The 24,261-nt window shown below is 50.6% G+C and carries 26 protein-coding genes; 6 read left to right on the top strand and 20 right to left on the bottom strand.

From position 1 onward, the window contains the following. Positions 1–12 precede the first annotated feature (12 nt). The 11 genes from WFL93_RS19575 to WFL93_RS19525 all read right to left on the bottom strand — a co-directional run bounded on the left by WFL93_RS19575 (position 13) and on the right by WFL93_RS19525 (position 6,064). Positions 13–213: a hypothetical protein gene (locus tag WFL93_RS19575; protein ID WP_336778835.1), complete on the bottom strand. Its 201-nt coding sequence runs from the start codon at positions 211–213 to the stop codon at positions 13–15. A 201-nt stretch (positions 214–414) separates the two neighbouring features. Continuing rightward, positions 415–621 (bottom strand): hypothetical protein, encoded by a 207-nt coding sequence (locus WFL93_RS19570; protein WP_336778834.1) that lies wholly within the window; start codon positions 619–621, stop codon positions 415–417. Positions 622–821: 200 nt separating this feature from the next. After that, a complete protein-coding gene (locus WFL93_RS19565; protein WP_336778833.1) occupies positions 822–3,134 on the bottom strand; it encodes a replication endonuclease in 2,313 nt (770 codons plus the stop codon). Continuing rightward, positions 3,131–3,391 carry a DUF3850 domain-containing protein gene (locus WFL93_RS19560; RefSeq protein WP_288657466.1) on the bottom strand — a complete coding sequence of 87 codons (261 nt, stop codon included), beginning with the start codon at positions 3,389–3,391 and terminating at the stop codon, positions 3,131–3,133. Before WFL93_RS19560 ends, WFL93_RS19565 begins: the two co-directional genes overlap by 4 nt. Further along, positions 3,388–4,203, bottom strand: a complete 816-nt coding sequence (locus tag WFL93_RS19555; protein WP_336778832.1) for a Dam family site-specific DNA-(adenine-N6)-methyltransferase — start codon at positions 4,201–4,203, stop codon at positions 3,388–3,390. Before WFL93_RS19555 ends, WFL93_RS19560 begins: the two co-directional genes overlap by 4 nt. Continuing rightward, positions 4,200–4,427, bottom strand: a complete 228-nt coding sequence (locus WFL93_RS19550; RefSeq protein WP_336778831.1) for a TraR/DksA family transcriptional regulator — start codon at positions 4,425–4,427, stop codon at positions 4,200–4,202. The genes WFL93_RS19555 and WFL93_RS19550 overlap by 4 nt, the downstream gene beginning before the upstream one ends. Next, on the bottom strand, positions 4,427–4,654 hold the full coding sequence (locus tag WFL93_RS19545; protein WP_336778830.1) for a DUF2732 family protein: 228 nt from the start codon (positions 4,652–4,654) through the stop codon (positions 4,427–4,429). The genes WFL93_RS19550 and WFL93_RS19545 overlap by 1 nt, the downstream gene beginning before the upstream one ends. 70 nt (positions 4,655–4,724) lie before the next feature. Next, entirely contained in the window at positions 4,725–5,042 is a 318-nt protein-coding gene (locus WFL93_RS19540) for a hypothetical protein (RefSeq protein WP_246871303.1), read from the bottom strand. Between the two features lie 67 nt (positions 5,043–5,109). After that, a complete protein-coding gene (locus tag WFL93_RS19535) occupies positions 5,110–5,292 on the bottom strand; it encodes a phage filamentation protein Fil family protein (protein ID WP_336778829.1) in 183 nt (60 codons plus the stop codon). 10 nt (positions 5,293–5,302) lie between these two features. After that, positions 5,303–5,812, bottom strand: coding sequence for a phage regulatory CII family protein (locus tag WFL93_RS19530; RefSeq protein WP_336778828.1), 510 nt, complete (start codon positions 5,810–5,812; stop codon positions 5,303–5,305). Positions 5,813–5,839: 27 nt separating this feature from the next. Then, positions 5,840–6,064 carry a helix-turn-helix transcriptional regulator gene (locus tag WFL93_RS19525; protein WP_256697525.1) on the bottom strand — a complete coding sequence of 75 codons (225 nt, stop codon included), beginning with the start codon at positions 6,062–6,064 and terminating at the stop codon, positions 5,840–5,842. A 144-nt stretch (positions 6,065–6,208) separates the two neighbouring features. Here WFL93_RS19525 and WFL93_RS19520 point away from each other — a divergent pair, with 144 nt between their 5' ends. Genes WFL93_RS19520 through WFL93_RS19510 form a run of 3 tightly spaced genes read left to right on the top strand, consistent with a single transcriptional unit; the run spans position 6,209 to position 8,411 of the window. Further along, the gene (locus tag WFL93_RS19520) at positions 6,209–6,790 is read left to right on the top strand and encodes a phage repressor protein CI (RefSeq protein WP_336778827.1); all 582 of its coding nucleotides are present in this window, start codon (positions 6,209–6,211) and stop codon (positions 6,788–6,790) included. 14 nt (positions 6,791–6,804) lie between these two features. After that, on the top strand, positions 6,805–7,371 hold the full coding sequence (locus WFL93_RS19515; RefSeq protein ID WP_336778826.1) for a PH domain-containing protein: 567 nt from the start codon (positions 6,805–6,807) through the stop codon (positions 7,369–7,371). 2 nt (positions 7,372–7,373) lie between these two features. Further along, positions 7,374–8,411 carry a phage integrase gene (locus WFL93_RS19510; RefSeq protein ID WP_336778825.1) on the top strand — a complete coding sequence of 346 codons (1,038 nt, stop codon included), beginning with the start codon at positions 7,374–7,376 and terminating at the stop codon, positions 8,409–8,411. Between the two features lie 243 nt (positions 8,412–8,654). Here WFL93_RS19510 and WFL93_RS19505 read toward each other — a convergent pair whose 3' ends face one another. Both WFL93_RS19505 and WFL93_RS19500 read right to left on the bottom strand, forming a co-directional pair. Continuing rightward, positions 8,655–9,359: an MgtC/SapB family protein gene (locus WFL93_RS19505; RefSeq protein WP_009127550.1), complete on the bottom strand. Its 705-nt coding sequence runs from the start codon at positions 9,357–9,359 to the stop codon at positions 8,655–8,657. Between the two features lie 348 nt (positions 9,360–9,707). Next, positions 9,708–11,183, bottom strand: a complete 1,476-nt coding sequence (locus WFL93_RS19500) for a TolC family protein (protein WP_336778824.1) — start codon at positions 11,181–11,183, stop codon at positions 9,708–9,710. A 17-nt stretch (positions 11,184–11,200) separates the two neighbouring features. Here WFL93_RS19500 and WFL93_RS19495 point away from each other — a divergent pair, with 17 nt between their 5' ends. Beyond that, positions 11,201–11,527: a hypothetical protein gene (locus WFL93_RS19495; RefSeq protein WP_336778823.1), complete on the top strand. Its 327-nt coding sequence runs from the start codon at positions 11,201–11,203 to the stop codon at positions 11,525–11,527. A 93-nt stretch (positions 11,528–11,620) separates the two neighbouring features. On the opposite strand, the gene WFL93_RS19490 is transcribed toward WFL93_RS19495, so the two are convergent. Further along, positions 11,621–12,862, bottom strand: a complete 1,242-nt coding sequence (locus WFL93_RS19490) for an HlyD family type I secretion periplasmic adaptor subunit (RefSeq protein ID WP_049850566.1) — start codon at positions 12,860–12,862, stop codon at positions 11,621–11,623. Then, complete coding sequence (locus tag WFL93_RS19485; protein ID WP_049850565.1) at positions 12,859–15,168, bottom strand: type I secretion system permease/ATPase; 2,310 nt, start codon at positions 15,166–15,168, stop codon at positions 12,859–12,861. The genes WFL93_RS19490 and WFL93_RS19485 overlap by 4 nt, the downstream gene beginning before the upstream one ends. A 267-nt stretch (positions 15,169–15,435) precedes the next feature. Here WFL93_RS19485 and ddlA point away from each other — a divergent pair, with 267 nt between their 5' ends. Continuing rightward, positions 15,436–16,530 carry a D-alanine--D-alanine ligase gene (ddlA, locus tag WFL93_RS19480; protein WP_336778822.1) on the top strand — a complete coding sequence of 365 codons (1,095 nt, stop codon included), beginning with the start codon at positions 15,436–15,438 and terminating at the stop codon, positions 16,528–16,530. A 16-nt stretch (positions 16,531–16,546) separates the two neighbouring features. On the opposite strand, the gene WFL93_RS19475 is transcribed toward ddlA, so the two are convergent. From WFL93_RS19475 to WFL93_RS19465, 3 genes are all read right to left on the bottom strand, one after another. Continuing rightward, the gene (locus WFL93_RS19475; protein ID WP_009127538.1) at positions 16,547–17,971 is read right to left on the bottom strand and encodes a GGDEF domain-containing protein; all 1,425 of its coding nucleotides are present in this window, start codon (positions 17,969–17,971) and stop codon (positions 16,547–16,549) included. Between the two features lie 294 nt (positions 17,972–18,265). Beyond that, positions 18,266–19,741 carry a SulP family inorganic anion transporter gene (locus WFL93_RS19470; protein ID WP_336778821.1) on the bottom strand — a complete coding sequence of 492 codons (1,476 nt, stop codon included), beginning with the start codon at positions 19,739–19,741 and terminating at the stop codon, positions 18,266–18,268. A 681-nt stretch (positions 19,742–20,422) separates the two neighbouring features. Continuing rightward, positions 20,423–21,232, bottom strand: coding sequence for a 5'-nucleotidase, lipoprotein e(P4) family (locus tag WFL93_RS19465; RefSeq protein ID WP_336778856.1), 810 nt, complete (start codon positions 21,230–21,232; stop codon positions 20,423–20,425). 109 nt (positions 21,233–21,341) lie between these two features. Between WFL93_RS19465 and WFL93_RS19460 the strand changes: the two genes are divergently transcribed. After that, entirely contained in the window at positions 21,342–22,061 is a 720-nt protein-coding gene (locus WFL93_RS19460; RefSeq protein WP_336778820.1) for a polyphenol oxidase family protein, read from the top strand. A 29-nt stretch (positions 22,062–22,090) separates the two neighbouring features. Here WFL93_RS19460 and WFL93_RS19455 read toward each other — a convergent pair whose 3' ends face one another. Both WFL93_RS19455 and idnO read right to left on the bottom strand, forming a co-directional pair. Then, complete coding sequence (locus WFL93_RS19455; protein ID WP_009127531.1) at positions 22,091–23,410, bottom strand: gluconate:H+ symporter; 1,320 nt, start codon at positions 23,408–23,410, stop codon at positions 22,091–22,093. Between the two features lie 79 nt (positions 23,411–23,489). Then, positions 23,490–24,254 (bottom strand): gluconate 5-dehydrogenase, encoded by a 765-nt coding sequence (gene idnO, locus WFL93_RS19450; RefSeq protein WP_180822540.1) that lies wholly within the window; start codon positions 24,252–24,254, stop codon positions 23,490–23,492. Between the last annotated feature and the right edge of the window lie 7 nt (positions 24,255–24,261).

The raw sequence follows: 24,261 nt of genomic DNA, 5'->3' as shown, positions 1-24,261 counted from the left end.
AATGGTCACCAATTAATTATTATTTTGGTTTCCACCGACAATACTTCCACCTTTAACTTTGTTGCCACTTTGGTTGTTATTTCTATTATTGTTTCCAAAGTTAGACGCATTATTATTAGAGTTTTTATTCTTTTTGTTTGAAATAAAGACTTTTAGAGACCAACCACTACCTAACCCAACAACAAAAGTAATCAAATGCGTAAGCCATTCCATATGGTGAATCCTTCTTCATAAAGTATTAGGATTTCTATAGTAATGGATAAAAACATGTATACACAAGTAAAAGTCAATAGGAATCATGAGTAAAAAAACAGCATGTGTATCAATATGTTAAGAAGATCTCAAACAACCTACCATTTAGAGTGAGTCTAAAGATTCTAATTTTAAATAAAAACCCCTAAAAAACTTAAATTTTTAATTTTTTAACTTCTCACACTCAAAATTAACAGTAGAAAATGCCACAGAGAAACACTTTATGGAGAGATTAGTATCAGCTGCAATCTCTGCGATGAGATTCAAAGCAATCTCCCTATCACGCTCTTTTAGAGCGCCTTGACTGGTCAACCTTGCAATGAGTTCTACTCGCTCAAGCATCTCCTGCTTCATCAATTCGCTGTCCACTTTCCCTCCACAACAAAATAACTGTACATAAACACAGTAGCATAGCATTCGGACTAAGCGGAAGAAAAATATTGCAGTTGAAACAGTTTTTTATCCTCATGATATAAAACGTCTTTACCAACATTAGCTCAACGACTAAGAACGTCCTAAAATCTTTAAGGTTTACCTAATATAGTTTTCTGCTTTGATAGTTCTTTGCATTAATGATCGTTTTTTGCTCTAGACAATTCGGCCAATAGGTTAAATCTTGCTAATGTGCCGCGCTTCGAAGTCTCAATTTTTGGCCTTAAAAGGTCACCATAAGCGGAGCTGCGGAAGCTCTTTCCAGCGATTTCTGTCTGAACGCCACTTATTAGGCGCATAGCCAATCCGCGGCTGATTGTTTCTCCACATAATTCTTTCACCTGGCTGATTACGTTGTCGCAAGCAGCCTCAATTTTGTCCGTTCGCTTAAACTTAAGGTGCCGCTTTTTGGGTTGTTCCGCTCTAATCCGGGCCAGAATTCGCCGCCGCTCTTTCGCACTCAAGCCATTAAAATCGATTTTTCTCAAACTTTCCGGTTGGTTAGAATCCTCAGATCTCAAACCTCCCGTACAGTTATTGACAGAACTCCGAGAGGACGCGGGCGCGTCCAAAAATTCAAAGGCCAAATCAAGGTCAACATCTAAAGCTGAAAGCGGCTTCGGCGCACTTTCAAAGACGGCATCAAGCGAGCGCTTTGGAACAATTTTCCACTGTGCTAGGCGAGTTAAAATTGGCGTATCTGCCCCAACCTCGGTAGCAAAGACGCCCTTAATGCGCACGGTTTCTTCGCCATACTCATTAACGTCTTCGCCTGGCTGATACCACGTGCGCACCGCCAAATCGTCACGGCGTACAAACGGCCCACCCTGTGCGTTAACGTAACCAGCCCAATCACCGGCATCTGCTGCATCATGCGCAGCTGCAAATTCAACGCTCAGACCATGGGCGGTTTCGCTGTCGGCCATACGGCGCAGCTCGCGATAAACCGTCACCGGCGCGCCGCCCACAAACTGGAACTGGCGAATGTGCCAGCGTGCAGCCCACGCGGAAACTGCTGGCGCAGTCTCTTTCAGCTCCTTACCGCTTTCATCGTCCAGCTCGCCATCGAGAGCATAGCCGTCGATGTTCTTTGAAATATATTTAGCCACATACCCGGTGGCACTGCCTTTCTCCGGGTCGATAGCTTCTGCATGAAAGCGTGCTTTGCGTGCTTTATCCGTTGTCAGCTCGCCGCTGTCTTCCTGATATGCGTAATCACGCATTGTCTGACGCACCTGATCCACATCTTCAGGGCGCATAAACATCAGCATGTGCCAGTGTGGCGTGCCGTCGTGATGTGGCTCGGCAACACGGATGCCGAAAATACGAATTTCTTCGCGGTGCAATTTAGCGCGGATTTTCTGCCAGACGTTGCAAAGATAGCGCTGCGTGTCCGCCGGGCTTGCTCCGTTCCATTTGCGGTTGCGATGGCCGGTCTTTATTGTTGCGTGAAAGCGTGACGGAGCGGTCAGCGTGTAGAACTCACCAACGAACCCCATTTCATTGCAGATATTTTCAAACCCACGAATGCGATTCATCAACTCGCAGCGCTTAATAGCGGGATTTGAAACGCTCCCGTCGAACTTATCGATCAGGCTGATTCTCTCGCCTGTTTCTTCGTTCTCCAGTTCAAGCCCTTTGAGGAATTCACGCGTGCGGCGCTTTTGCTCACGCCACTCCGCAACGGTCATATTGCTGGCGTAGGGGGTGTGCTTTTTGCTGACGTTCGCTAGCGCTATCTGCAAATGTTCACGCCATGAAGCAGCAACGCGGCGCAACTTACTTTTCCACCATTTTTCAGTTTGCATGCGCCGGATCGCCGGGGTTACTTCTTCCGGGTCAAATAATCTGGAAGTAACCTTTTCCCACAGCGGTGGCGTTTGGTTGAATTCCCGCGTGATGGTAGCAGCGGTCATATATACGCGGTGGGTGTACTTATAATCTGACTCTTCCCTTGCTTGCTGATGTGCCTGCACCAGTTCAGCAAGGACAAGGTTAGCAATATCGCCAGCAAGTAAATCGACATCAGCGCGCGCCATGTCTGGAAGGCGATTAAATCGACGCATCAAATTAAATAAGTGACCGCCAGCAACCGCTGTGTTTTCCCGGTCAGTGGTATTTTCGCCCAGAATATTCAGAGTGCTACCTTTCATCACCCCAAGACGATATTGAGCGCTGACAATCTCAACGCGTGGCAATGTGCGCTCTACAAAAGTTTTCGTAAAATACGCATTGGCACGGGCTGTACCCTGTGATTTTTCAAGCTCACTTATGCGGCGCTTGACGTCGAGTTGTACCAGTGTCGGCTGCTGGTCGAGTAGTTCCTGCGCACGCACTAAAGCCGCAATCATTTGATTGCGGCTGTGCATTTCCTCATAGGTGGGATAAGGGCTGGCGATGGCTTCCCGTGGTGCATTCCACGGGTAAGCATATGGTTCACTGGAGATCACGACCTGTCCCGCGCTAACAGTTCAACGCTCAGCATTACATAGCCCGGAAGCCACTCATTTATATCTGTTATGTGCGTTACAACTACATGAACCTCTAAACCGGTGAACTTCCCGGTCTTAGGCTGATATTCTTTGAGAATTAAAGAGTCGCCGACAGAATAATCACGGTCATTTTTCCGCAGCTCTGCCCGCTTCATTCCACTAATTACATCCTGATAATGCTCAGGCCAGATTTTCAAAAAATGAAATGTAGTCACGCTGCTACCCCATTGCCTACTAAGTCTGGCTTACGCACAGCAATGATTTCTGAAGCGCGCTTTTTATCACCGGCCTTGACGCCAACAGAACGAGCTACAGTGATTTTTGTAATGTCGAATGCGCGATAAATACTGCGAGTAAAAAGCGTGTCGCTGTTAGACAGAATTACCGGGTTACGCTCGGAAATGCCCAGCAGATAACAGGCCAGCGAGTGCTGGTCATCTTCATCAAAGCCGCCAGTGTGATATTCGGTGAACGTGCCGTGATATGGCGGATCGCAATAAACAACATCACCAGATTTCACCTTGCTCAGCGTTTCCTGATAGCCAGCGCAAATGAACGTCGCGCGCTGCGCCTTCTCAGCAAACATTTCGATTTCGTAGAGCGGGTAATAAGGTTTTGCGTAATGTCCGAATGGAACATTAAATTCGCCCTTAAGGTTGTAGCGGCAAACTCCACGATAACCGTGGCGGTTCAAATACAGGAAGTGCGCCGCACGCTCCAGCAGGGGCATAGATGCATTTTCATTAAATTCCTTACGTATACGGTAATAACTTTCTTCCGTGGTGTTTTGGCTGAATAATGCCATCGCCACCACGATAAACGGGCGAGTATGCTCTTTAATCTGGCGGTACATGTTGATGAGGTCGGGATTAATATCAGCGACCAGATATTCCGGGTAATCGGTATTCATCATAACCGCGCATGAACCAGCGAACGGCTCAACAAGGCGATTACCTGCAGGAAGGTGAGCCGACAAATCAGCCATTACACGGACTTTACTTCCCGGCCATTTCAGAATGGTGTTCATAACGCCGCCCCTTTGTAATGCGTGCTTTTCAGCTCGCTGATTTCTTTGCAGGTAACGCAGAAAGAAACGCCCGGCAGCGCACGGCGGCGGGCTTCAGGAATTTCGGCATCACATGAAAGGCAGAAAAATTCACTTGCGCCGGTAGGATGCTGTTTTGCGTTTGCCAGATTGCGCGCCAGTTCTTCCTCAACACGCTGCTGTACAAGATCCATTGAGTCGGCCATTAGTGCAGCTCCCGCGCTTGGTTCTCATAACGCTCGGCCTCTCTGTCCAGCAGGTCGATAATTTCCGCAGCAGACATCTCTTTTTTACGGGCGTGTATTGCGAGTGCGGCGATATGGATAGATACGGCCAGCGCATCATCACTACGCTGTTCTTTTTTGGCCTTACTAAGCATCGCGTTTAGCGCGTCCGCATCAGCTTTGAAATTACGGGTTTCAGTGTTTCGCATATTTAAATCTCCAGAAATTTGGCAAAAGAATGCCCGGCGGGTTTACGCCATTAATTTTTCTAAGTCTTATTTACTCAGGTAAAAAACAGTCAGCAGTTGAAAACTGGCGAGGTAATATACGGCCCCAGCGTGCAACTTTATTCATTGCGATGATTATTAACTCGCGGCGGCGCTCATCGAAATATTCAAAAGGTTTTCCGATTTCCTCGGGTTTAAATGACTTCGGATTTTCGCGATTAGCCAGAGTCATTACGCAGAACTTAAATTCATCATTCTGATGATTGAAATAACGCAGTGCAGGGTTTGCGTTGTTATCACGCATCTGACGCCACTTTTTGCGAAATTCATCAAACGTCATTGGCTGAATCTTATCAACACGCGCGCCCATCAAATGAATTTTGGAAAAACTGGCGGGTTCGTGTTGCTTTGGTACTTCCCATAAAACTCGCGGCATATTAACCACCGATAATTTTACGCAGACGGTTTATTAAACCGGTGCGCTTAGTTGTCAGGTCACGCAATAAAGGCTTTTGGTCAGCGCATGGATGCCAGCGCTTGCCGTTCTCGCCCATAATCCAACCGTTGCCATATGACATTGATGGACTTTGGCGTTTGAGGTGTGCAGCAAATGAGATCATGACAACACCCTCAACTTAAACCGACTGAAGCGCTTAGGCCGCTGATTGCATCAACGGTAGACGCCAAAGTGGGGTTGGAATGAATGCGGCTCTGCACTGCAATTGCGGCCAGCATCAGGCAGCGAATGCCAGTATTGGCCGCTTCGACAACACCACGGCGGCAGGTGGCTGTGATTTTGTCAGCGCTTGCCGCTTTAGCTGCCAACATGCCAACCTCGGCCGTTGCTTTCAGTACGTATGCGGAATACTTCTCGTCTGCTATTTCATTCACCGGCACACATGGAAGACATTGCAGTTGTGCTAACGCTCCATCTATCAACGTCGCGTCTTCTGTCAGATCAGTCAGCAGAAGCATTTCGGCCACAGTGAGTTGATGCACTTGATCGGGATTCAACTTATTACGCAAAGCCTGAACTTTCATATCGGCTTGCTGAGCCAGCTCTGTCATGTTGTGCGTAAGAGCGAACTTGCGGCAGGCTTCGTCAAAGTGGCTATGGGTGGAAACCTTAAAATCAAACATGATTAGTCCTTGTCTAATATCTAAGATTTATTGCGCATTGAGCGAAATATCACATTCGCTTAATGCCTGAACAGTCAAAGCTGCCATGTTGATTTCTACTAAACCTTTTTTCTGAGCGCCTTTAGGCTTAATTGGCAGCTTTCCGTATGAAATCAGGTTTTCAGCAGTGCTTTTAGACATGCCAGTGCGGCGGCAATACTCATCCAATGGGATGTAGGGATCAGGAATCACGATTGTAATGTTTGGGCGCATAATGCAAACTCCATTCGTTTAGGGACACGCCAATGTCCACCAATATCAGCCAATGTTCGCTTTAACCGATAACATGGAGTGACTCTAATTCGACTTAGTCGAAATATCAATAAATATTTCGACCCATTCGAAAGATCAAATCTTATGAGTAAATTCCCTTTTGAACAGATTGGGCACAGCAGCGAGGTTCTTGACCGCATTGTTGACGCCTACGGATTCACCTCGAAGTTGCAGCTAGCCGACCACTTTCAAATGGCTGCTAGTAGCCTATCCGCTAGGTTCAAGAGGGGAATTTTCCCTGCGGATATGGTGATCAGATGTGTTGCTGAGACAGGAGCAGACCTTGAGTGGCTGTCTACAGGTTATGGAACGAAGTTTAATGATGGGGAATTGGACGTTCTGAAGTTACCACGCAGTAAAATCGTAGACGGTCAAATGTATGAAGCTGGATTTTATCTGCTGGATAAAGCGTCATTTCTACCCGGCAAACCGATTCCTCAAGATGCTATATGTATTATTGATTCTTTCACTCAGTACATAGTTGACCGTAATTACTCAGAAATTTATGACGATGAATGGTTGGTCAAAATTGAGGGGAAATTTAGCGTCAGAACATTGACCCGAATCCCTATTAAGAAAGTCCGAGTTAGTGGCGTGGGAATGGCTTTTGATTGCTCTTTAGAAGATATAGACGTATTGGGACGCGTTGCACTTACAATAAAATAATAAGGTATATTAGAATGTTAGACTACAAAACAGCATCTAAAGAAGATTTAAAGCAGGAAATGAAAAGACTTGCGTCTGTAGTTTCAGATGCACCTTTTGGGACAAAAAAAGAGTTCTATCACCTCCCTGAAATACTAGGAGCTGGTGAAACCCCTCTCGCGATTGCCAGTGGGATGATGGATGGCAACACCTGGTTAATTACTCTGACCAATAAACGAGTGATATTTCTAGATAAAGGGATGCTTTACGGAGTTAAACAAGTAGATATCAACTTGAATAACATCGTAAGTGTTGGTGGTAAAACCGGCTTATTGCTGGGTGAAATCATGATTTCAACTAGCGGTCAAAATTACACCATCAAAAATGTTATGAAAGGTTCAGTCATTCCGTTCACTAACCTAGTGAACGAAACTCGCAATAATCAGACCCAATCACAAAAAGCTGAACATCAACCATCCAAAATATCACTATCGTTTGATGAACAAATGGCGAAGATAGAACGCCTTGCCGAAATGAAAGATGATGGAATTCTTACAGATGAAGAATTCCAAGTTCAGAAACAACGCATTCTAAATGGTTAATTATGCCAGTTCGAAAGCAACCCGATGGACAGTGGATAGCTGACTTTTATACTGTCGATCGAAGCAACGGCAAAGAAGGCAGGCGCGTCCGTAAAAAGTTCGCAACTAAGGGTGAAGCGCTTGCCTTCGAAAATTATACCCTTCAAAAAATTGATGACAGCCCTTGGCTTGGTGAAACCAAGGAACGGCGCAAGTTAACTGATTTAGTACATCTTTGGTTTGAACGACATGGCATAACCCTGCGAGATGGCGAGAAACGTAAAAGCTCAATGTTATGGGCCGCAGAGTGCATGGGGCATCCATTGGCAACTGAGTTTAACGCGCAGTTGTTTACTACTTATAGAGCTAAGAGGTTAGACGGCAAATTTGCTCGCACTAAGCGAGTCAGCCAGGTTTCACCACGAACAATGAATCTTGAGCACGCCTATTTTTTAGCGGTCTTTAATGAATTAAAACGACTCGGAGAATGGGCGGCCCCCAACCCATTGGAGAACGTCCGCAAATTTCGCACTGATGAAAGTGAAATGGCATATTTAACTGAGGAGCAAATTGACTTGCTTTTAGCTGAATGCCGAAACAGTAGTGCCAAGGATTTAGAGGTCATCGCGAAATTGTGCCTAGCTACTGGTGCGCGCTGGGGTGAAGCTGAAAGTCTGAAACGTAGCCAAGTAACAGCAGGAAAGATCACCTTTATAAAAACTAAAGGCAAACGCAACCGCAGCATTCCTATTGATTCCGAATTGACTGACGTACTACCGAAGAAAAACGGGAATTTATTTTCACCTTGCTATTATGCATTTCGCTCTGCACTTGAACGCGCTGGCATAGATTTACCCCCTGGGCAGTTAACCCATGTTTTGCGTCATACCTTTGCAAGCCATTTCATGATGAATGGTGGAAATATTCTAGTGCTGCAAAAAATCCTAGGGCACACCGACATTAAGATGACTATGAGGTATGCGCACTTTGCCCCGAATCACCTTGAAGATGCATTGCGACTGAACCCCTTAAAGTGTCGCAAAAGTGTCGCTCGAACATAAGAATATTGGATTATATTGGTGGATATTGATTTTCCAACCCACTGATTTACATATAAGTCATTGATAATACGTTAACTACTATGGTTCTCATAATCGCTTGGTCGCTGGTTCAAACCCAGCAGGGGCCACCAAATTTAGTGATGTAAATCATTCATTTAAGCCACCTCTTTAAAGGTGGCTTTTTTGTATGTAACCCAAAGTGGCGATTAAATGGCGACCCGTTCTCTAAAGCGTATCTGAGTATCAATCCCGCTCCAACTCACTCACCTGCCATCTTACCGAGCTCACACCTTTCTCCAGGCTAATACGGCTCACCAGGCTCTCAAGCTGATCGGTTAATGTCGGATTTCCCATCACCTCCGCATTAACCTCCATACGATGTGGTGGATCCATGTCTTCACTATGTAGTGATTGCAGACGTAAGCCGCTGCCACCCAGCGTATGCAGCATCAGGCTGCGTACCTGAACTTCGTCTTGTGCCAGACAGATGATTTGCACTTTATAGTGCTGTATCGCTTCGGCGGCTGAGACGATGGTTTGCCGGTTAATGCCAAGCGCCAACTCGCGCAACAGGATATTGGCGCACAGGATCACCATGCAGCCAATGGTTGCCTCCAGCAGCAGTCCCATGCTGCACAGCACGCCAACAGCAGCCGTGCACCATAAGGTTGCGGCGGTATTTAATCCGCGGATGTTCAGGCCATCACGCATGATCACGCCACCGCCGAGAAAGCCGATCCCGGAGACGACATAAGCCGCAACCCGCGATGCATCAGTTGCGATGCCGGGTACGCTTTGCGTCATCAAAACAAAGAGACATGCGCCGGTGCTAACGAGCGCATTGGTGCGCAGTCCAGTCATACGTTGACGTAACTGACGCTCGCAGCCAATTAACGCACCTAACACCAACGCGACGGTGACGCGCAGTAAAAAGATTTTCCAATCCATAATAGACCTCACTCCGCAGCATTTATGAGTGCGGAAAAACACAGGTTAAAAATGGATTACAGACAGTGCCAATACCGCAGTGAATCAGCAGCATTGCGCTAATGAAAGAAGAGATTCAGAAAGGATATCTACCGTCTTAACGCGCGGTTAAGACAGCGTGACGAGAGCTATCTTACCGCAAGAGCCTGTTGTAATCGTTCGGGACTTGTGTCCAATGTCGTTATCCTCTTGAGTAAAAATTCGCCGCGATTTTAGAGCGCCTTACGCTGCATTGCCAACCGCAAAATCCACTTCGTTTAATTTGGGTTTATGACGAAAAACCCGCCGAAGCGGGTTAAATGTGCATGCTTATCGTCCCGTCGTCAGCCAACGGCTCAGTGTGCCTGAGTTAGCGTAACCACTGATAATGGCGGCATAACTATCAAAGCGGTTGCTGACCTCACTCACCTGGTTGTTATACAGATCGCTTTCAGCACTCAGTACGTCCAGCAATGTGCGACGACCTAAGTGATACCACTGATCATAAAAGTCTTTGCGGATACGGTCAGATTCCACGATCAGGTTTTTGTATAGTGTGGCGCGCTCAGCCGTTGAATGCGCATTTTGGTTAGCAGCACGCACGCGGTTTTCCAGATCGCGATGCTGCTCCTGCACTTGCTGACGGCTCGCCTCGGCGCGCTTAATCGCAGCAATTTCCTGGGCGTTAGTGGAACCACCGCGGAACAAGCCCCAGCTTACGTTCAAACCGGTTTGCCACGCCTGTTGTCGTCCCAACTGATCTTCGCGCGTGTTTTTGCTTACAGTCCAGTTGAGCTTGGGTAAACCAGAGGCTTTAATTGCCTCGGCTTCTTTGAACGCTGCACGCTCTTCAGCACTGGCGCGTAAGATCAGAGGATGGACATCCAGGCTGGCCAACTGGCGATTTAAGTCACCAAACGATAGAGCCCAATTGTCGCTGGCTGGCAAAGTCACACGGCTATTGCCCATCAGGCGATTCAGGGTGATTTCTACATCACGCGCGCGTGATTCGGCATTTTCCAGGTAGCTTTGCGCCTGAAGTAAGCGCCCTTTCGCCTGCGTCAATTCACTACGACGTCCCGCATCAGACTGAACAATTCCACTCAACATCTTGGTTAGGTCTGCCATACGTGCGAGATATTGCTTACTGATGCTGATAACGTGCTGTTGTTTATTCCATTCAATTAACGCATTAGTCACCTGCATTGCCAGATCTTCGCGTTGAGCCTGAACCGACTGCCTTGCCGACGTCACGCGCTCTTCGCGACTTTCGATGGTACGGCTCGTTTGGCCAAAGTCGATAAGGTTGGTCGCCACCGAAACGCCTAAGGATGGCGTATTGCCTTGGTATTCGTAATTTTTTGTGCCGCTACCAAACTCTTTCGTGGCTGAAGCAGCGCTGACATCAACCTGCGGCCAACGCTGACCTTTGGCTTCATCAACGCTGGCCTCAGCCGCATCGCCCTGTGCGATATAGGACTTCAACGCCGGGCTGATTCGCCAGGTAATGCGTGCAGCTGAGAGAAACTTTTGGCGAATTTCACTTTCTGCGACCGTTTCATTCGCCGTGCCACTGAGCATCACCGGCGAGCTTTTCCCTACCGGATCGCTTGCTACAGACGGGCTGACATAACTGAAATTAGCCGGGGAGCTAGCAGCTGGCGCATAAGACGTAGTCTGCGCAGGTTGCGGCTCTTGCTTAACACTACGCACCGATTGCATAGGATTAAACGGCTGTGCTTCGGGACGGCGTTGCTCCTCGGTCAGGAAGCCGCCGCCCTGTATCTCCGCAGCATGAGTAGACATGGCCCTGGCTGATGTCGGTGGCTCAACAATTACACGTTGTTGAGGGATCTCTGCTACCGCAGGCGGCAACGTTGGCGCAGCTGGCGGCTGAACCTGCTGAATATGAACGGGCGCAGGAGCCTGCCTTTCAGCAACGATTGGCTGCTGTGTGGACTGAGATATCATTGGCCGCGCGAAGGTTGGCGCAGATACCGATGACACGGGTGCTGGCGCAACTGCAACCGGCGCAGGTAGCGCTCGCGCCGGAGCAACGGGCACCGCTGTCGGAGGTGGCGCAATCGGGCGATGGCCGCTCATCTCCGCAAACATCATCAGCTCACTGGTGGAATCAGCCATTACATTAACCGCGGGTGCCATCACAACCGCGACACATACGGCAAGCAAAGAGAGATGACGCGCCTGTGTATGGCGCATCTTGTTATTATTTTTCATGATTATTAACGCTCGCGGAATGCTTCTTTGGCTTTCAGGACCGGCTTCAGCAGGTAATCGAGAATGGTTTTCTCACCCGTGCGCACCTCGACGGTAGCGATCATGCCGGGAATAATCGGCAGATCTTTATTGCCCGCATGTAAGGTGCTTTTATCCGTCAAAATTAATACGCGATAGTAGGTATCATCCGGACGTCCACTGGCGGCTTTCTGATCGTCTTTCAACGTATCCGGACTGATGTACTCCACGTGTCCATCAAGCCCGCCGTAGATGGCAAAGTCGTAGGCAGTGATCTTTACCTTGGCCGGTAAACCAGGGCGCAGGAATGCCACATCCGAAGGACGAATTTTTCCCTCTACCAGTAGCTGTTCTTCCAGAGGAACGATTTCCAGAATATGTTCGCCCGGCTGAATCACCCCACCGATGGTATTAACACGCACGTTTTTCACCGTGCCGCGAACCGGCGCGTTAATGGTGGTACGCTCAACGATATCGGCACGACCAATAAGGTTTTCACTGACCTGGCCCAGCTCAAGCTCCATACGCGCCAGCTCTGCATGAGCGTCAGACTGATAGCGGTTACGACGTTCAACGATTTGCGCCTGAATGTCGTTCGCCTGACGCTGCATTCGCAGCAATTCGACTTCTGACAAAAGACCTTTAGCAGCGAGCGGCTCTGCCAGACGAATCTCGCGCATCGACAGTGCATAACTACGTTGCAGCGAGTTAACACTGTCATTCAACGCTCTCTTACGTGACTCATAGGCTTTGGTTTCCTGTGAGACAACGGCCGGATCGCTTTTTACCTGCTCATCAAACATCAACGGCTGCTCATAAGCCTCTGCACGCAAGCGTGCAATGCTGCCTTTCAAACCCACTACTTTGCTCAGTACTTCGCGGTAGCTTGATTGCGCGCGCGTCGGATCAATCTTCAGCAGCACATCACCGCGATCCACCACCGTACCTTCCCGCACGTTCATCTCAGCCAGAATGCCGCCTTCCAGGCTCTGAATGACCTGTTCACGGCTACGAGAAATGACTTTGCCATCTCCTTTGGTGATCTCTTCCACTCGCGCATAGTTGGCCCAGGTAATGCCGACCCCTAATACCGCAATGATGATCCACATCACCAGCTTGGAACCGGGTGTGGTTTGTGACAGCAGTGAAGCCTGGACGTCATTCATGAATTCGGCATCAGCAGCGGAAAGACCTTTCGCGCTCTTACGCCATGGCATTAATTTGCTCATACTGCAGCCTCCTCTGCTGCTGCTTCCACCGGCGCTGACACTGCCGAAGCATCGTTTGCGGGGGCTGGGGCATCCACTACCTGTTCAACTGCCTGACGCGGCCGACGAACTTTATTTTTTCCTTCCAGCGCGGCCAGAACCTGATCTTTCGGGCCGTCTGCGACCACTTTTCCCTCTTCCACCACGATGATGCGATCAACCAGCGCCAGAATGGACGGACGGTGCGTCACCACAATCAGCGTGTGTCCTTCACTGGCACGACGTAAATGCGCCAGGAATTGGTTTTCAGTCATGCTGTCCATTGCGCTGGTCGGCTCATCCATCAGTAGCACTTTAGGGCGCGTTAACAGCGTTCTTGCCAGGGAAACCAGCTGACGCTGACCGCCGGACAAACCTTCACCGCCCTCTCCTACCGTCAGATTGATCCCACTCGGGTGACGTGCAGCGACATGATCCAAACCGGTGAGATTAAGCACGCGCAGCAGCTCATTGGCCGTCGCATCTGGACGCCCAATCATGACGTTTTCGCGTAGCGTGCCGTAGAAAAGACGTGCATCCTGGCCGACAAAACCCACCGCTTTACGCCAGTCCGCCGGATCAATCTGGTTCACATCCAGACCATCGGCGGATATCTGTCCTTGCACGGGTTGGTACAAACGCGCCATTACACGTAGCAAGGTGGACTTGCCGCTGCCGATACGACCCAGAATCGCCACACGCTCTCCAGCTTTGATGCTCAACGAGATATCTTTGAGGATCTCCGGATTGGGCTTCATCGGCGGAGCCGGATAGGAGAAGTTGACGTTGCTCAGCGTGATCTCACCACTCAGCGGAGGATCCGTGAGGTAGGTTTTACTGCTGTCGCGATCGACGGGCATTTCCATCAGCTTGTTTAACGAGGTTAACGCCGCCTTTGCCTGCTGATAGCGCACTGCCAGACCAATTACCTGACCGAGTGGACCGGTGGCACGGCTGGCGAGCATGACGGTCGCGATCATTGCACCCATGGTAAAAGTGCCTTCGTTAATCAGATAAACACCGGCTACGACCAACATTACCGTCTGGAATTGCTGCAGGAACGTCACCACACCGGTTGCCAGCGTCGAGTAACGTTTTGATTTCATCGAGTTAGCTGATTGCAGCGCGCTGAAGTTTTCCCAACGACGCTGCATATGCGCTTCACCACCAACGGCTTTCAGCGTTTCCATGCCTTCAACCGACTCAATCAGCACGCCTTGTTTAAGCGAAGCATCTCGCAAGTTCTCTTTCATGATGCGCGCCAGCGGCCACTGGATCGCGGCACTGACGATGATGATCATGGGGATCATCATCAGAGGAATGATGGCCAGCGGACCGCTAATGAAGAAAATGACGCCGACAAACATCAGAATGAAGGGCAGATCGGAAATGGCTGCCAGCGTCGCCGAGGCCACAAAGTCGCGCACGGATTCGTACTCACGGATTTGGTTGGCAAACGTACCGGAAGAAGCCGGTTTGTGTTCCATCTGGATTGAGAGTGCCTGGCGGAACAGCATGCTACCCAGCACCAGATCGGCTTTTTTTCCGGCCATATCCAACAGATGAGCACGTACAAAGCGCGTTACCGCTTCAAACACCATGGCGATGGTGACGCCAATCGCCAGCGACCACAGCGTCACAAACGCCTGATTTGGCACCACGCGGTCATAAACGTTCATGGTGAAGAAGATGCTGGAGAGCGCTAAAACGTTAATCAACACAGCCGCAATTGCCGCACTGCGGTAGTAGCGTCGATAGCGCCACAGTGTGGAAAACAGCCAGTGGCCTTTCACTTCCGGCAACATTTCGCTGGCGCGTTCATCCACCACCGCTGTCGGTTTTGCCATCACGGCAAAGCCAGCGTAGATCTCATAAAGTTCCGCCATGCTCATCTCGACAGCAGAGGCACTGACTTCTGGCATCACCAACTGGAAACGCAGTTCGCGCTGATTCTCCTCATTGGTATGAATGCGGCGCGACAGCACAATGCACCCGCCGCCCTCTTTGCGCAGCAGAATCATCGGCATCAGTTGTTCCGGTAAATCTTGCAGACGGCGCTCCACCATGCCGCCGGTGATACCCGCATTCTCTAGCGCAGTCATGGCCTGTGAGGGTGAGAGCAATGTCGCTTTTGGCAAACCGGCCACCAGCGCCTCTTCACTTTTCTCGCGTTTGTAGTGTTTGCAGATCCAAGCCACGCTTTTTAACAACGTGTCATCTACCGTGGTTTCAATACGAGCAACAGAACGCGCATCCTGCTCCACAGCATCCTGCTTCTGGTCGACCATTTCCCGACTCCTGTAAACCTGACAAAAAACGGTGAGCAGATGGCCCACCGTTGTACCTGTTTGAATTGGGAAAATTCTGACAGAAGGCAGGTTTTAAGCCGTCCAAGACTTGTCTCAAACGGTTATGAATATTTGTTTAAACTCATGACTGAGGGTGCTGCGGTGGGCTTTATGCCGCTCTTTTATAACGATAATCGCAGGGCTGTTGATGGCTGTCCTGGGCGTGTTATCTTACTGGCTCGCTTGATAGCAATCGGACAAATAGCAATGGCAAAACAGCGGATAGGAGTTGTGTTTGGCGGCAAGTCGGCCGAGCACGAAGTGTCATTACAGTCAGCCAAAAATATCCTCGAAGCCATTGATAAGAGTAAATATGAGGTGGTTTTACTGGGGATTGATAAGCAGGGGGAGTGGCATCTGAATGATGCGTCAGGGTTCTTGCTCAACGCCGAGAATCCGGCGCTGATTGCCCTCAATCGTTCAGGTGAACATGTCGCGCTGGTACCGGGCAGCTCTTCTCAGCAGCTGATTACCCGTCAGCAAGCGCAACCGCTCTCACAGCTGGATGTGATTTTCCCGATCGTGCACGGTACGCTGGGCGAAGATGGATCGCTGCAGGGTTTATTGCGCATGGCCAATCTGCCGTTTGTCGGTTCTGACGTGCTCGGTTCTGCGGTCAGCATGGATAAGGATTTCACCAAACGTCTGCTACGCGATGCGGGACTCAAGGTGGCACCGTGGCTGAGTGTGATCCAGACACAACGTGCCCATGTCGATGCCCAAGCGGTGATCGCCCGCTTTGGCTTGCCGCTGTTTATCAAACCCGCGAACCAGGGATCTTCGGTCGGGGTGAGTAAAGTCGATAGCCTGGAAGCGTTTGATGCCGCGCTGGACCTCGCCTTTACTTTCGATCGTAAAGTCCTGATTGAGCAAGGTATCAAAGGACGCGAAATCGAATGCGCCGTGTTGGGTAATGAGTCCCCGCAAGCCAGTCCCTGTGGTGAGGTCGTGGTGCACGATGCTTTCTACTCCTACGACACTAAATACATCAGCGAAAGCGGTGCGCAGGTGGTGGTTCCCGCCGCCATCAGTGACGAAGCCAGCGAGGCGATTCGCACCGTGGCGATCACCGCATTCCAGGCGCTGGAGTGTTTTGGCATGGCGCGCGTGGATGTGTTCCTGCAGGATGATGGCGAGATTATTGTCAACGAAGTGAATACCTTACCTGGCTTCACCAACATCAGTATGTATCCAAAGCTATGGCAGGCTGCGGGTTTGAGCTACAGCGATTTGATAACTCGCCTGATTGAGCTGGCGCAGCAGCGCCATCAGCAGAGCAGCCAGTTGAAAAGCAGCGTGTAGTCAAGTGTGACGTGGCTCAGGCCACGTCATGCATCATGCTGCGCGGCTCCATCGCCGGTGAGGTTTGATTGCGGCCATTGCGCTTGGCGAGGTAGAGGTTTTTATCCGCCGCTGACACTAAACGGTTAATCACGCCAGGCCATTCACGTTCGCTCTGCGCACTGCCGCGCGCCAGACCTAAGCTGGCTGTCACCGTCACCGTGTTGCCCTGAATCCAGAACTTCTCTTTCACCATCGCCTGACGCACCGTTTCGGCCAGTTGGTACAGCTGGCTGTGATTGCAGTCGAAAACCACTATCACAAACTCCTCCCCGCCAAAGCGACAAACCATACCGCGATTGCCCACTACCCGCTGAATACGACGCGCAATCTCTTCCAGCACGCAATCTCCGGCATCATGACCAAAATTGTCATTAATGGCTTTGAAATAGTCGACATCCAGCATCACCACGCCCGCTTCACGCTGCAGTGAAAATGGCTCATTTCTCAGGCTCTCATACAGGCCAGAGCGCGAGAGTAGCTGAGTGAGAAAATCAAAATTTGCTCGTAATGCGAGACGATGATTCAACTGCCGAATCGCGTCCATGCTCACCGCCACCAACAATGGACTCAGCGCGACAGTGGCCACGCCAAGGCGGGCTGAAGTGAGGTGGCTAATCGGTAGTAACGCGTCGTCGCCCTGAATGTTCATCACGCCATGCGACACTAATACAATCTCGGTGATGCCGGTGATGAGGATCACCAGGCTGGTCAGCGGAATGGGCAACACAATTGCACACCAGATCAGCGCTGGCACCGGGAATGTCAGGCTGCCTGCGCCGCCAATCAACGCGCCCACGGTCAGCGAGAGGATCACCGCTGCCAGTGGCAACAGTTTGCCCGGATGCAGCAAGGTACGCGGCGCTACGGTGCGCAGCGGGCGCGCCAGCATCACCGGCAGCAACATCAGTGACGTTGAAAATTGCTCGCTAAACCAGTCGCCCCACGCCACGATAAAACGCGCATTGAAGTCGATATCCTGCGCCCATGCCCCCCAGGTTGCGCAAGCCGCCGCGCCGAGAAAACAGGCCGGGAAAATGCGCATGGCGTTGACCACCTGGCTGTTAGCAGAAGGACGTTGCAGATGTTTGATCAGCATACTGACCGAGACGAGGATAAAAAGAATATTGGCAAAATTCACGGTAAACGCAGGCAGCGCCCAGCCGGAAAATACCGTGTCGTTAAAAATCATCGCACTGAAGCACACCAGATAGCTTGAAGTGGTGTGCAAAAACGGATTACGCACCATTAAACCGGCGACCAATGCATTCACCGGCCAGAACAGTGAAAACTCTTGCGGGATGCGCAAATGGCTGCCAATAAAGCAGAAAAAAAGCGTAATGAAGAACAGCGTGAGAGTATTCTTTTTTAAATTATTCTCTTCAAACAGCATAACGCGCATACGTCTGAACCCTGTAACGTAGAAATCGCTGCCATCAGCCATGGGCATCAGCAAGCATTAAACCTGAAATAACCGCGCGATGATTCGGTAATTAAGCAAGTGTTCGTCATCCTACTCTGCGGCTGGACGGCGCTCAATCTGCCATGAAAACAGCATGGAAACCAAATGGCAGGGTGGGAACGCCAGAGACAAAAGATTAAGCCGGCGCCAATTATGCCCTGTAAATAAAAAAATCGGCTATCCGAGATATCCGATTTTTACTTTCAAAACTACCGTTAATGCCAGGATTTAGGGTTATTTCAACGCCACAGGCCACTGACTGAGGCGAATGCCACGTTGACGCGCGTTTTCGCCAAAGTCTTGCAGCACAGCCTTCACATCCGGATCCATATATTTAGCGTTATCGTGCTCGGCAACCACCACGCTGTTTTCCGGAATCTCTGCCAGTAATCCCTGCAGTTTCGGGTTATGCATAAAGGTCAGATTTTGCTGGAAGCGTAATACGTAATGATCGTCATAACGCGTGAGCTGCAATGCATTGCGATGGCTTTTATAGATACTGCAAAGAATTTGCGTCGCGATGCCAATTCCGATGCCGGCCAGCATGCCAAATACGATAATGCCGCCGATAGTGGCAAGGAATGGCACATATTGCTGTGGCCCCATGCGCATCTGCTCAATGAACAGGCGTGGCGTAGCCAGCTTATAGCCGGTATAAAGTAGCACCGCCGCCAGACTGGCAAGCGGGATAGCATTCAGCAGATGGCTAAACCACAAGCCGCAGATCAGCAGCAGCCCACCATGAATCAAGATGGAGAGCTTAGTTTGCGCCCCCGCACTGACGTTAACCGAGCTGCGCACAATCACCGCGGTAATGGGCATTGCGCCGAGGAAACCGGCGGCCAAATTACCCATCCCTTGAGCAAACATCTCTCTGTTGGGCGATGGCGCAGGATGCTGCGGACGCAGTTTTTTTAGCGCTTCCTGACTCAACAGTGTTTCAAGACTCGCCACCAGCGCCAGGGTTATCGCCACCATCCACACCGAAGGATTCCGCCATGCTTGCCAATCTGGCGTTTCCAGTTCTGCCACCAACGCTGACATGCTATCGAAGGCCGGCAGTGCGATACGCGGCAAGCTTTCTGCCAGTGAAGGAAACATGCGATCGCCAAACACCGTCGCAGCACAACCCACCAGTACCGCCACCAGCGGACCGGGCATCCAGCTCAGGGCCTTCACCGATTTGATCAGCGGCGTGGTCCACAACCAGAGGATGATCAGGCCAGTGCCGGCAACCAACATTGCACTGCTTGAGAACTGAAACTCACCGTTCACCAGCGAAATTAATTCGACGTCTCCCGCGGCACCCAGTGCCACCGGAATTTGCTGCATAATCAGCAAAATACCAATTGCCGCCAACATGCCTTTAATGACGCTGCTCGGTACCAGCGTGATAAAACGTCCTGCACGTAATAAGCCAAATAGGCACTGCAATCCACCCGCCAGAATAAGCGCAGTGAGAAAGGCAGAAAAACTGCCTAGCGTCGCGATCGATGCGACCACAATAGTGACTAATCCCGCCGCCGGACCGCTGACCGCAAAGCGCGAAGGGCTCAGCGCAGTGACCAGCAAACCGCCAATCACGCCGGTAAGCAGACCGGCAAAGGGTGGCAGTCCGCTAGCCTGAGCGATACCAAGACAGAGCGGCAGCGCCACCAGAAACACCACCAAACCAGCCGGAATATCCTGACGAAGCGTGTTTAAATTCATGGCGTATCTTCCTCTGCACAAAGGGTAATTAACCGCTTGCAGAGCGGCAAAGCCCACCTGCGATTTTTCGCTAATAAAGGTTTTAGGGTCATCACAATAATCTTCTCTCAACGTTTAAAAATATCGCTTTCAGGGAATAGCGTCGTCATTAAACGCGCCTATTGAGAACAATTGAGGATGAAAGCAGAACTTCCTCACAAAAATTGTTTATAGACGCTTATGGATAGAGTTGCATCAGGAATATTTATACGGTCGCCATGCATGGCTATTTTGTAAAAATAGATTCAACAAATGTATAATTTAAGTAATGTTCTGCAAGTGAACGCACTTTGCATAATTTCAATAATATGCATTTATAACAGATAAATAGAATGAAAAAATAATGTTATATTCCTTATACCATTACAAAAATATACACGCATCAACACTGTGCCTTCCTATTTATTCGTTAATTTAAACATTTTGTGTTAAGAGAAATCTTAATTAAAAAATTTATGATTAGCGTGATTCACTACCTTACCGCTCATTAGGCAATATATTTCACCATTCACAGCGCATATATTAAGCAAGAGATCAGGAAAATAATGAGGGGAATAATAGTTACATGAAAAAGTAAATATGACTGGACCTGAAGAGGGCACAAATGCGCCTGCAAGGACAGGCGCTATTTCGCTTGACGAACTATTTACCGTTCCACGCTTTCATGCGCGCATCACGCACCTGCAACTGCTGTTGAGGTGTCAGCTTGTTATAGTTTTCTGCCATACCGCTTTCCCAGTCACCATACAGCGGATTCGGCAATACAATGAATTGAGTGCCAAAACGTTGATGGTTGAGACTGACAAACTGCTGCCGCTGAGCATTCCCCTGATGCCAGGTCGCACCACCAAAATCATTCAGATTGTCGCCGACGTACAGCACCACGTTATAACCGGCATTTTTCACCGCATCGAAGCGCTCCTGCTTATTCGAATTGCCGGTGCTAAGACGCACGGTTTTATCGCTAACGCCGGTGAAGCCCAACTTATTCAGGTTCTCAACGGTCGCGGTGTAATCCTTTTGATCGCGATTGGAGATATAGAACATGGTGCCGCCGTGGCTGTTGACGTAATTGGCGAACTCCACTGCGCCCGGAACTGCCGTTGCCTGTCGCGCCTGGGTCCATGCCGACCAGGTTTTGCCGGAGAATGGCTGACCGTTCTTCGCCTGCCACGCGCTGTAAGCGCTGTTATCAATCATCGTTTCATCCAGATCGACAATCACCGCTTTGGGTTTTCCCGCCAGCGATGGCGCCTGATCAAACGCCATGCGCGCTGAGTTAAAGGCCTGCCAGCTCAATGCCTGATACTCGCCGGATTGCTGGAACCAGTTTACTGCCAGTACCGACTGCTGACCGAGCTGTTGCTGCGCCTGCTGGTTTGAGGTTTGTGCACAGCCTGACAGCGCTAACGCCATTAAGCCGGACGCCGCCAGCAAGGTGATTTTTTTCATCATTTCATCCTTAAGTGATTAGGGTCAGTTTTTGTAAAGCTTTAAAAATGTAGCAGTTAACGTAAGCTGTGGGCACCAGAATAACGCCGTTTTATAAGAGGAGAGACTTATGACACAGCACCAACACAGCGGTCCACGATCAACGCTGCTGGATGGATTTTCCTGGCTGGAATACGCATTTCAACCCGCAGGTCAGCCGGTTCCGAGCGATGCGGCTTATGGTCAGCAGCGTCATAGCGCTAACGTGGTGCTGGCTAAGCAAAATCTGCCGCCAAAAAGTTGTGAATCCGATGGCGTAATTGGCGAAGATCATCTGCCGGTAGCGGTGTATACCGCCGATTGTTTGCCGGTTTTATTTGCTGATACGCAGCAGCATCAGGTGGCGGCGGTTCACGCCGGATTAAAAGGCACGCTGGGCGGTGTGTTACATAATGCCGTCGATCGTCTGTTAGAACGGGGCGCCAGGCTCGAAACGCTGCATGTGGCCATCGGTCCCGCCATCGGTCCATGCTGCTATGAACTGGGCCATGATCTAGTCACGCAAATGCAGGATCGTCCCGATCTTCCGCCCCTAAAGTGGTCAGCTCAGCAGCCACACAATGCACAGGCCATTCGCCCGCAGGCGCAAGCACAGCAGCAAGGAATTTGGTTTGATTTGCCACATCTGGCGCGGGAATTATTGTTACAGCGCGGTATTCAGGCTGAGCATATTGAGGTGCTGAAGGTTTGCACTTATTGCATGGCGGAGTCGGGATCCAGCTATCGCTACAACACCCACTTTGACAGCGGCTACCAATCGCGCTTTTCGTGGATTCGCACCCGCGCTTAAGGCTTCACCTCCCTGTGAAGCCTTGACGGTCAGTGAATCACAGCATTTAGAGCGAGAACGCCCGCTAAACCGAGAATAGAGATCAGCGTTTCCATTACCGTCCAGGTTTTCAACGTCTCCACTACGCTCAGGTTGAAGTAGCCCTTAAACAGCCAGAAGCCAGGATCGTTAACGTGTGAGGCGATCACGCTGCCAGCGCCAACTGCCAGCACCATTAAGGCCGGATCGGCATGGGTTGCAGCGATAATCGGCGTCACAATCCCTGCAGTGGTGATGGCGGCGACCGTCGCCGAACCCAGTGCGATACGCAGCATCGCCGCCACCGTCCAGCACATCAGCAGTGGCGACAGTGACGATCCTTTCATCATGTCGGCGATATAATTACCGACACCGCTGTCCACCAGCACCTGTTTGAACGCACCGCCACCGGCGATGATGAAAAGGATCATGGCGATAGCGGCAATCGACTCGCCACACATATCCATGACTTCTTCCATCTTGCGACCGTTGCGCAGGCCTAGCGTCAGCACTGCAATCACCACCGCAATAAATAGCGCCACCGCCGGGTTACCGATGAATTCAAAGAACTGACGTAGCGCGTTCTCTTTTGGCGTGGTTAACTCAAACACGGCGGCGATCGCCATCAGCACCACGGGAATAACCGCGGCAAAGATACTGATACCGAAGCCTGGCATCTCTTCTTCGGTGAAAATTTTCGGGTTATAAAGCCCTTCTGGCGGCGACTTCTCAAAACCTTTGAGGAATTTCGAGAAAATCGGCCCGGCAATAATCACCGTCGGGATGGTGATGATCATGCCGTACAGCAAAGTGGTGCCGAGATTAGCCCCAAAGATAGTGGCAATCGCCGTTGGACCGGGATGCGGTGGCAGGAAGCAGTGAGTCACCGACAGCGCGGCAACCATGGGTACACCGACATACAGCAAGGGTAAGCCCGCAGCGGCCACGATAGTGAACACCAGCGGTAACAGCAGCACGAAGCCAACTTCATAGAACATCGCCAGACCGACGATCAGCCCAGTAACTACCAGCGCCCATTGCAGCCGCTCTTTACCGAAGGCGGCGATGAGCGTCGTCGCAACGCGTTGCGCCGCACCGGTATCCGAAACCAGCCGCCCGAGCATGGCACCAAAGCCGAGGATCATCGCTAACCCGCCCAGCGTCGAGCCGATCCCTTTCTGAATCGAGGCCATCACATTCAGCGGCGTCATACCTTCGGCAATACCCACTACCGCCGACACAAACACCAACGCAATGAAGCCGTTGACCTTAAATACAATCATCAACACCAGCAGCAGTATCACACCCAGCACAATGATGGTTATTGGCATTTTTTATTATCCTTAGGAATACAGAGGGGTGATTAAGGTTTAGGCGCGGCCCGGCGATAATGCCAGCCGCACCTCGGCATCACACCGCGACGCGCATGCCACCGTCAACGAACAGCAGATGGCCGTTAACGAAGTTCGACGCGCCCGACGCGAGGAACACTGCCGCGCCAATCAACTCTTCTGGCTTGCCCCAGCGTGCGGCGGGTGTACGTTTGGTTAGCCAACCCGTAAAGGCGGGATCGTCGGCCAGCGCCTGCGTCATTTCCGTGACGAAATAGCCCGGCGCAATCGCATTCACCTGAATGTTGTGACGCGCGAGCTCCACGCACATGCCGCGCGTCAGCATGGTGACAGCACCTTTTGAGGCGGCATACGGCGTGATGGTGTCGCGGCCCAATTCACTCTGCATCGAACCAATGTTGATAATTTTACCCTGCTGACGCTCCACCATCTTTTTGGCCACGGTTTGCGACACCAGAAATACCGCCGTCTGGTTGACGGCAATTACGTCATTCCAGTCCTGTTCAGGGAATTCGAGGAACGGACGACGGCGCTGAATGCCGGCATTGTTCACCAGTACATCAATGGCGCCCCACTCCGCTTCAATCTCATCAACCGCCTGCCTGACCTGCGCTGATTGGGTGACGTCAAAGGCTTTGGCGTGCGCACGCAGCCCCAACTCACGCAGCTGGGCGGCACCTTTCTGCGCGCCTGCATCGGTGGTGGCATTGACGATCACTTCGGCGCCAGCCTCAGCCAGACCGCGCGCCAGCAGGAATCCAATGCCACGCGCTGAACCGGTGAGCAGTACACGCTTACCTTCGAGGGAAAATAACTGACTCATCACTGCT

The sequence above is a fragment of the Pantoea sp. USHLN256 genome (assembly GCF_037149875.1).
GTDB lineage: Bacteria > Pseudomonadota > Gammaproteobacteria > Enterobacterales > Enterobacteriaceae > Pantoea > Pantoea nemavictus.
The sequence above is the reverse complement of the archived record's forward strand: the minus strand, read 5'-3'. Positions and strand labels throughout refer to the sequence as shown.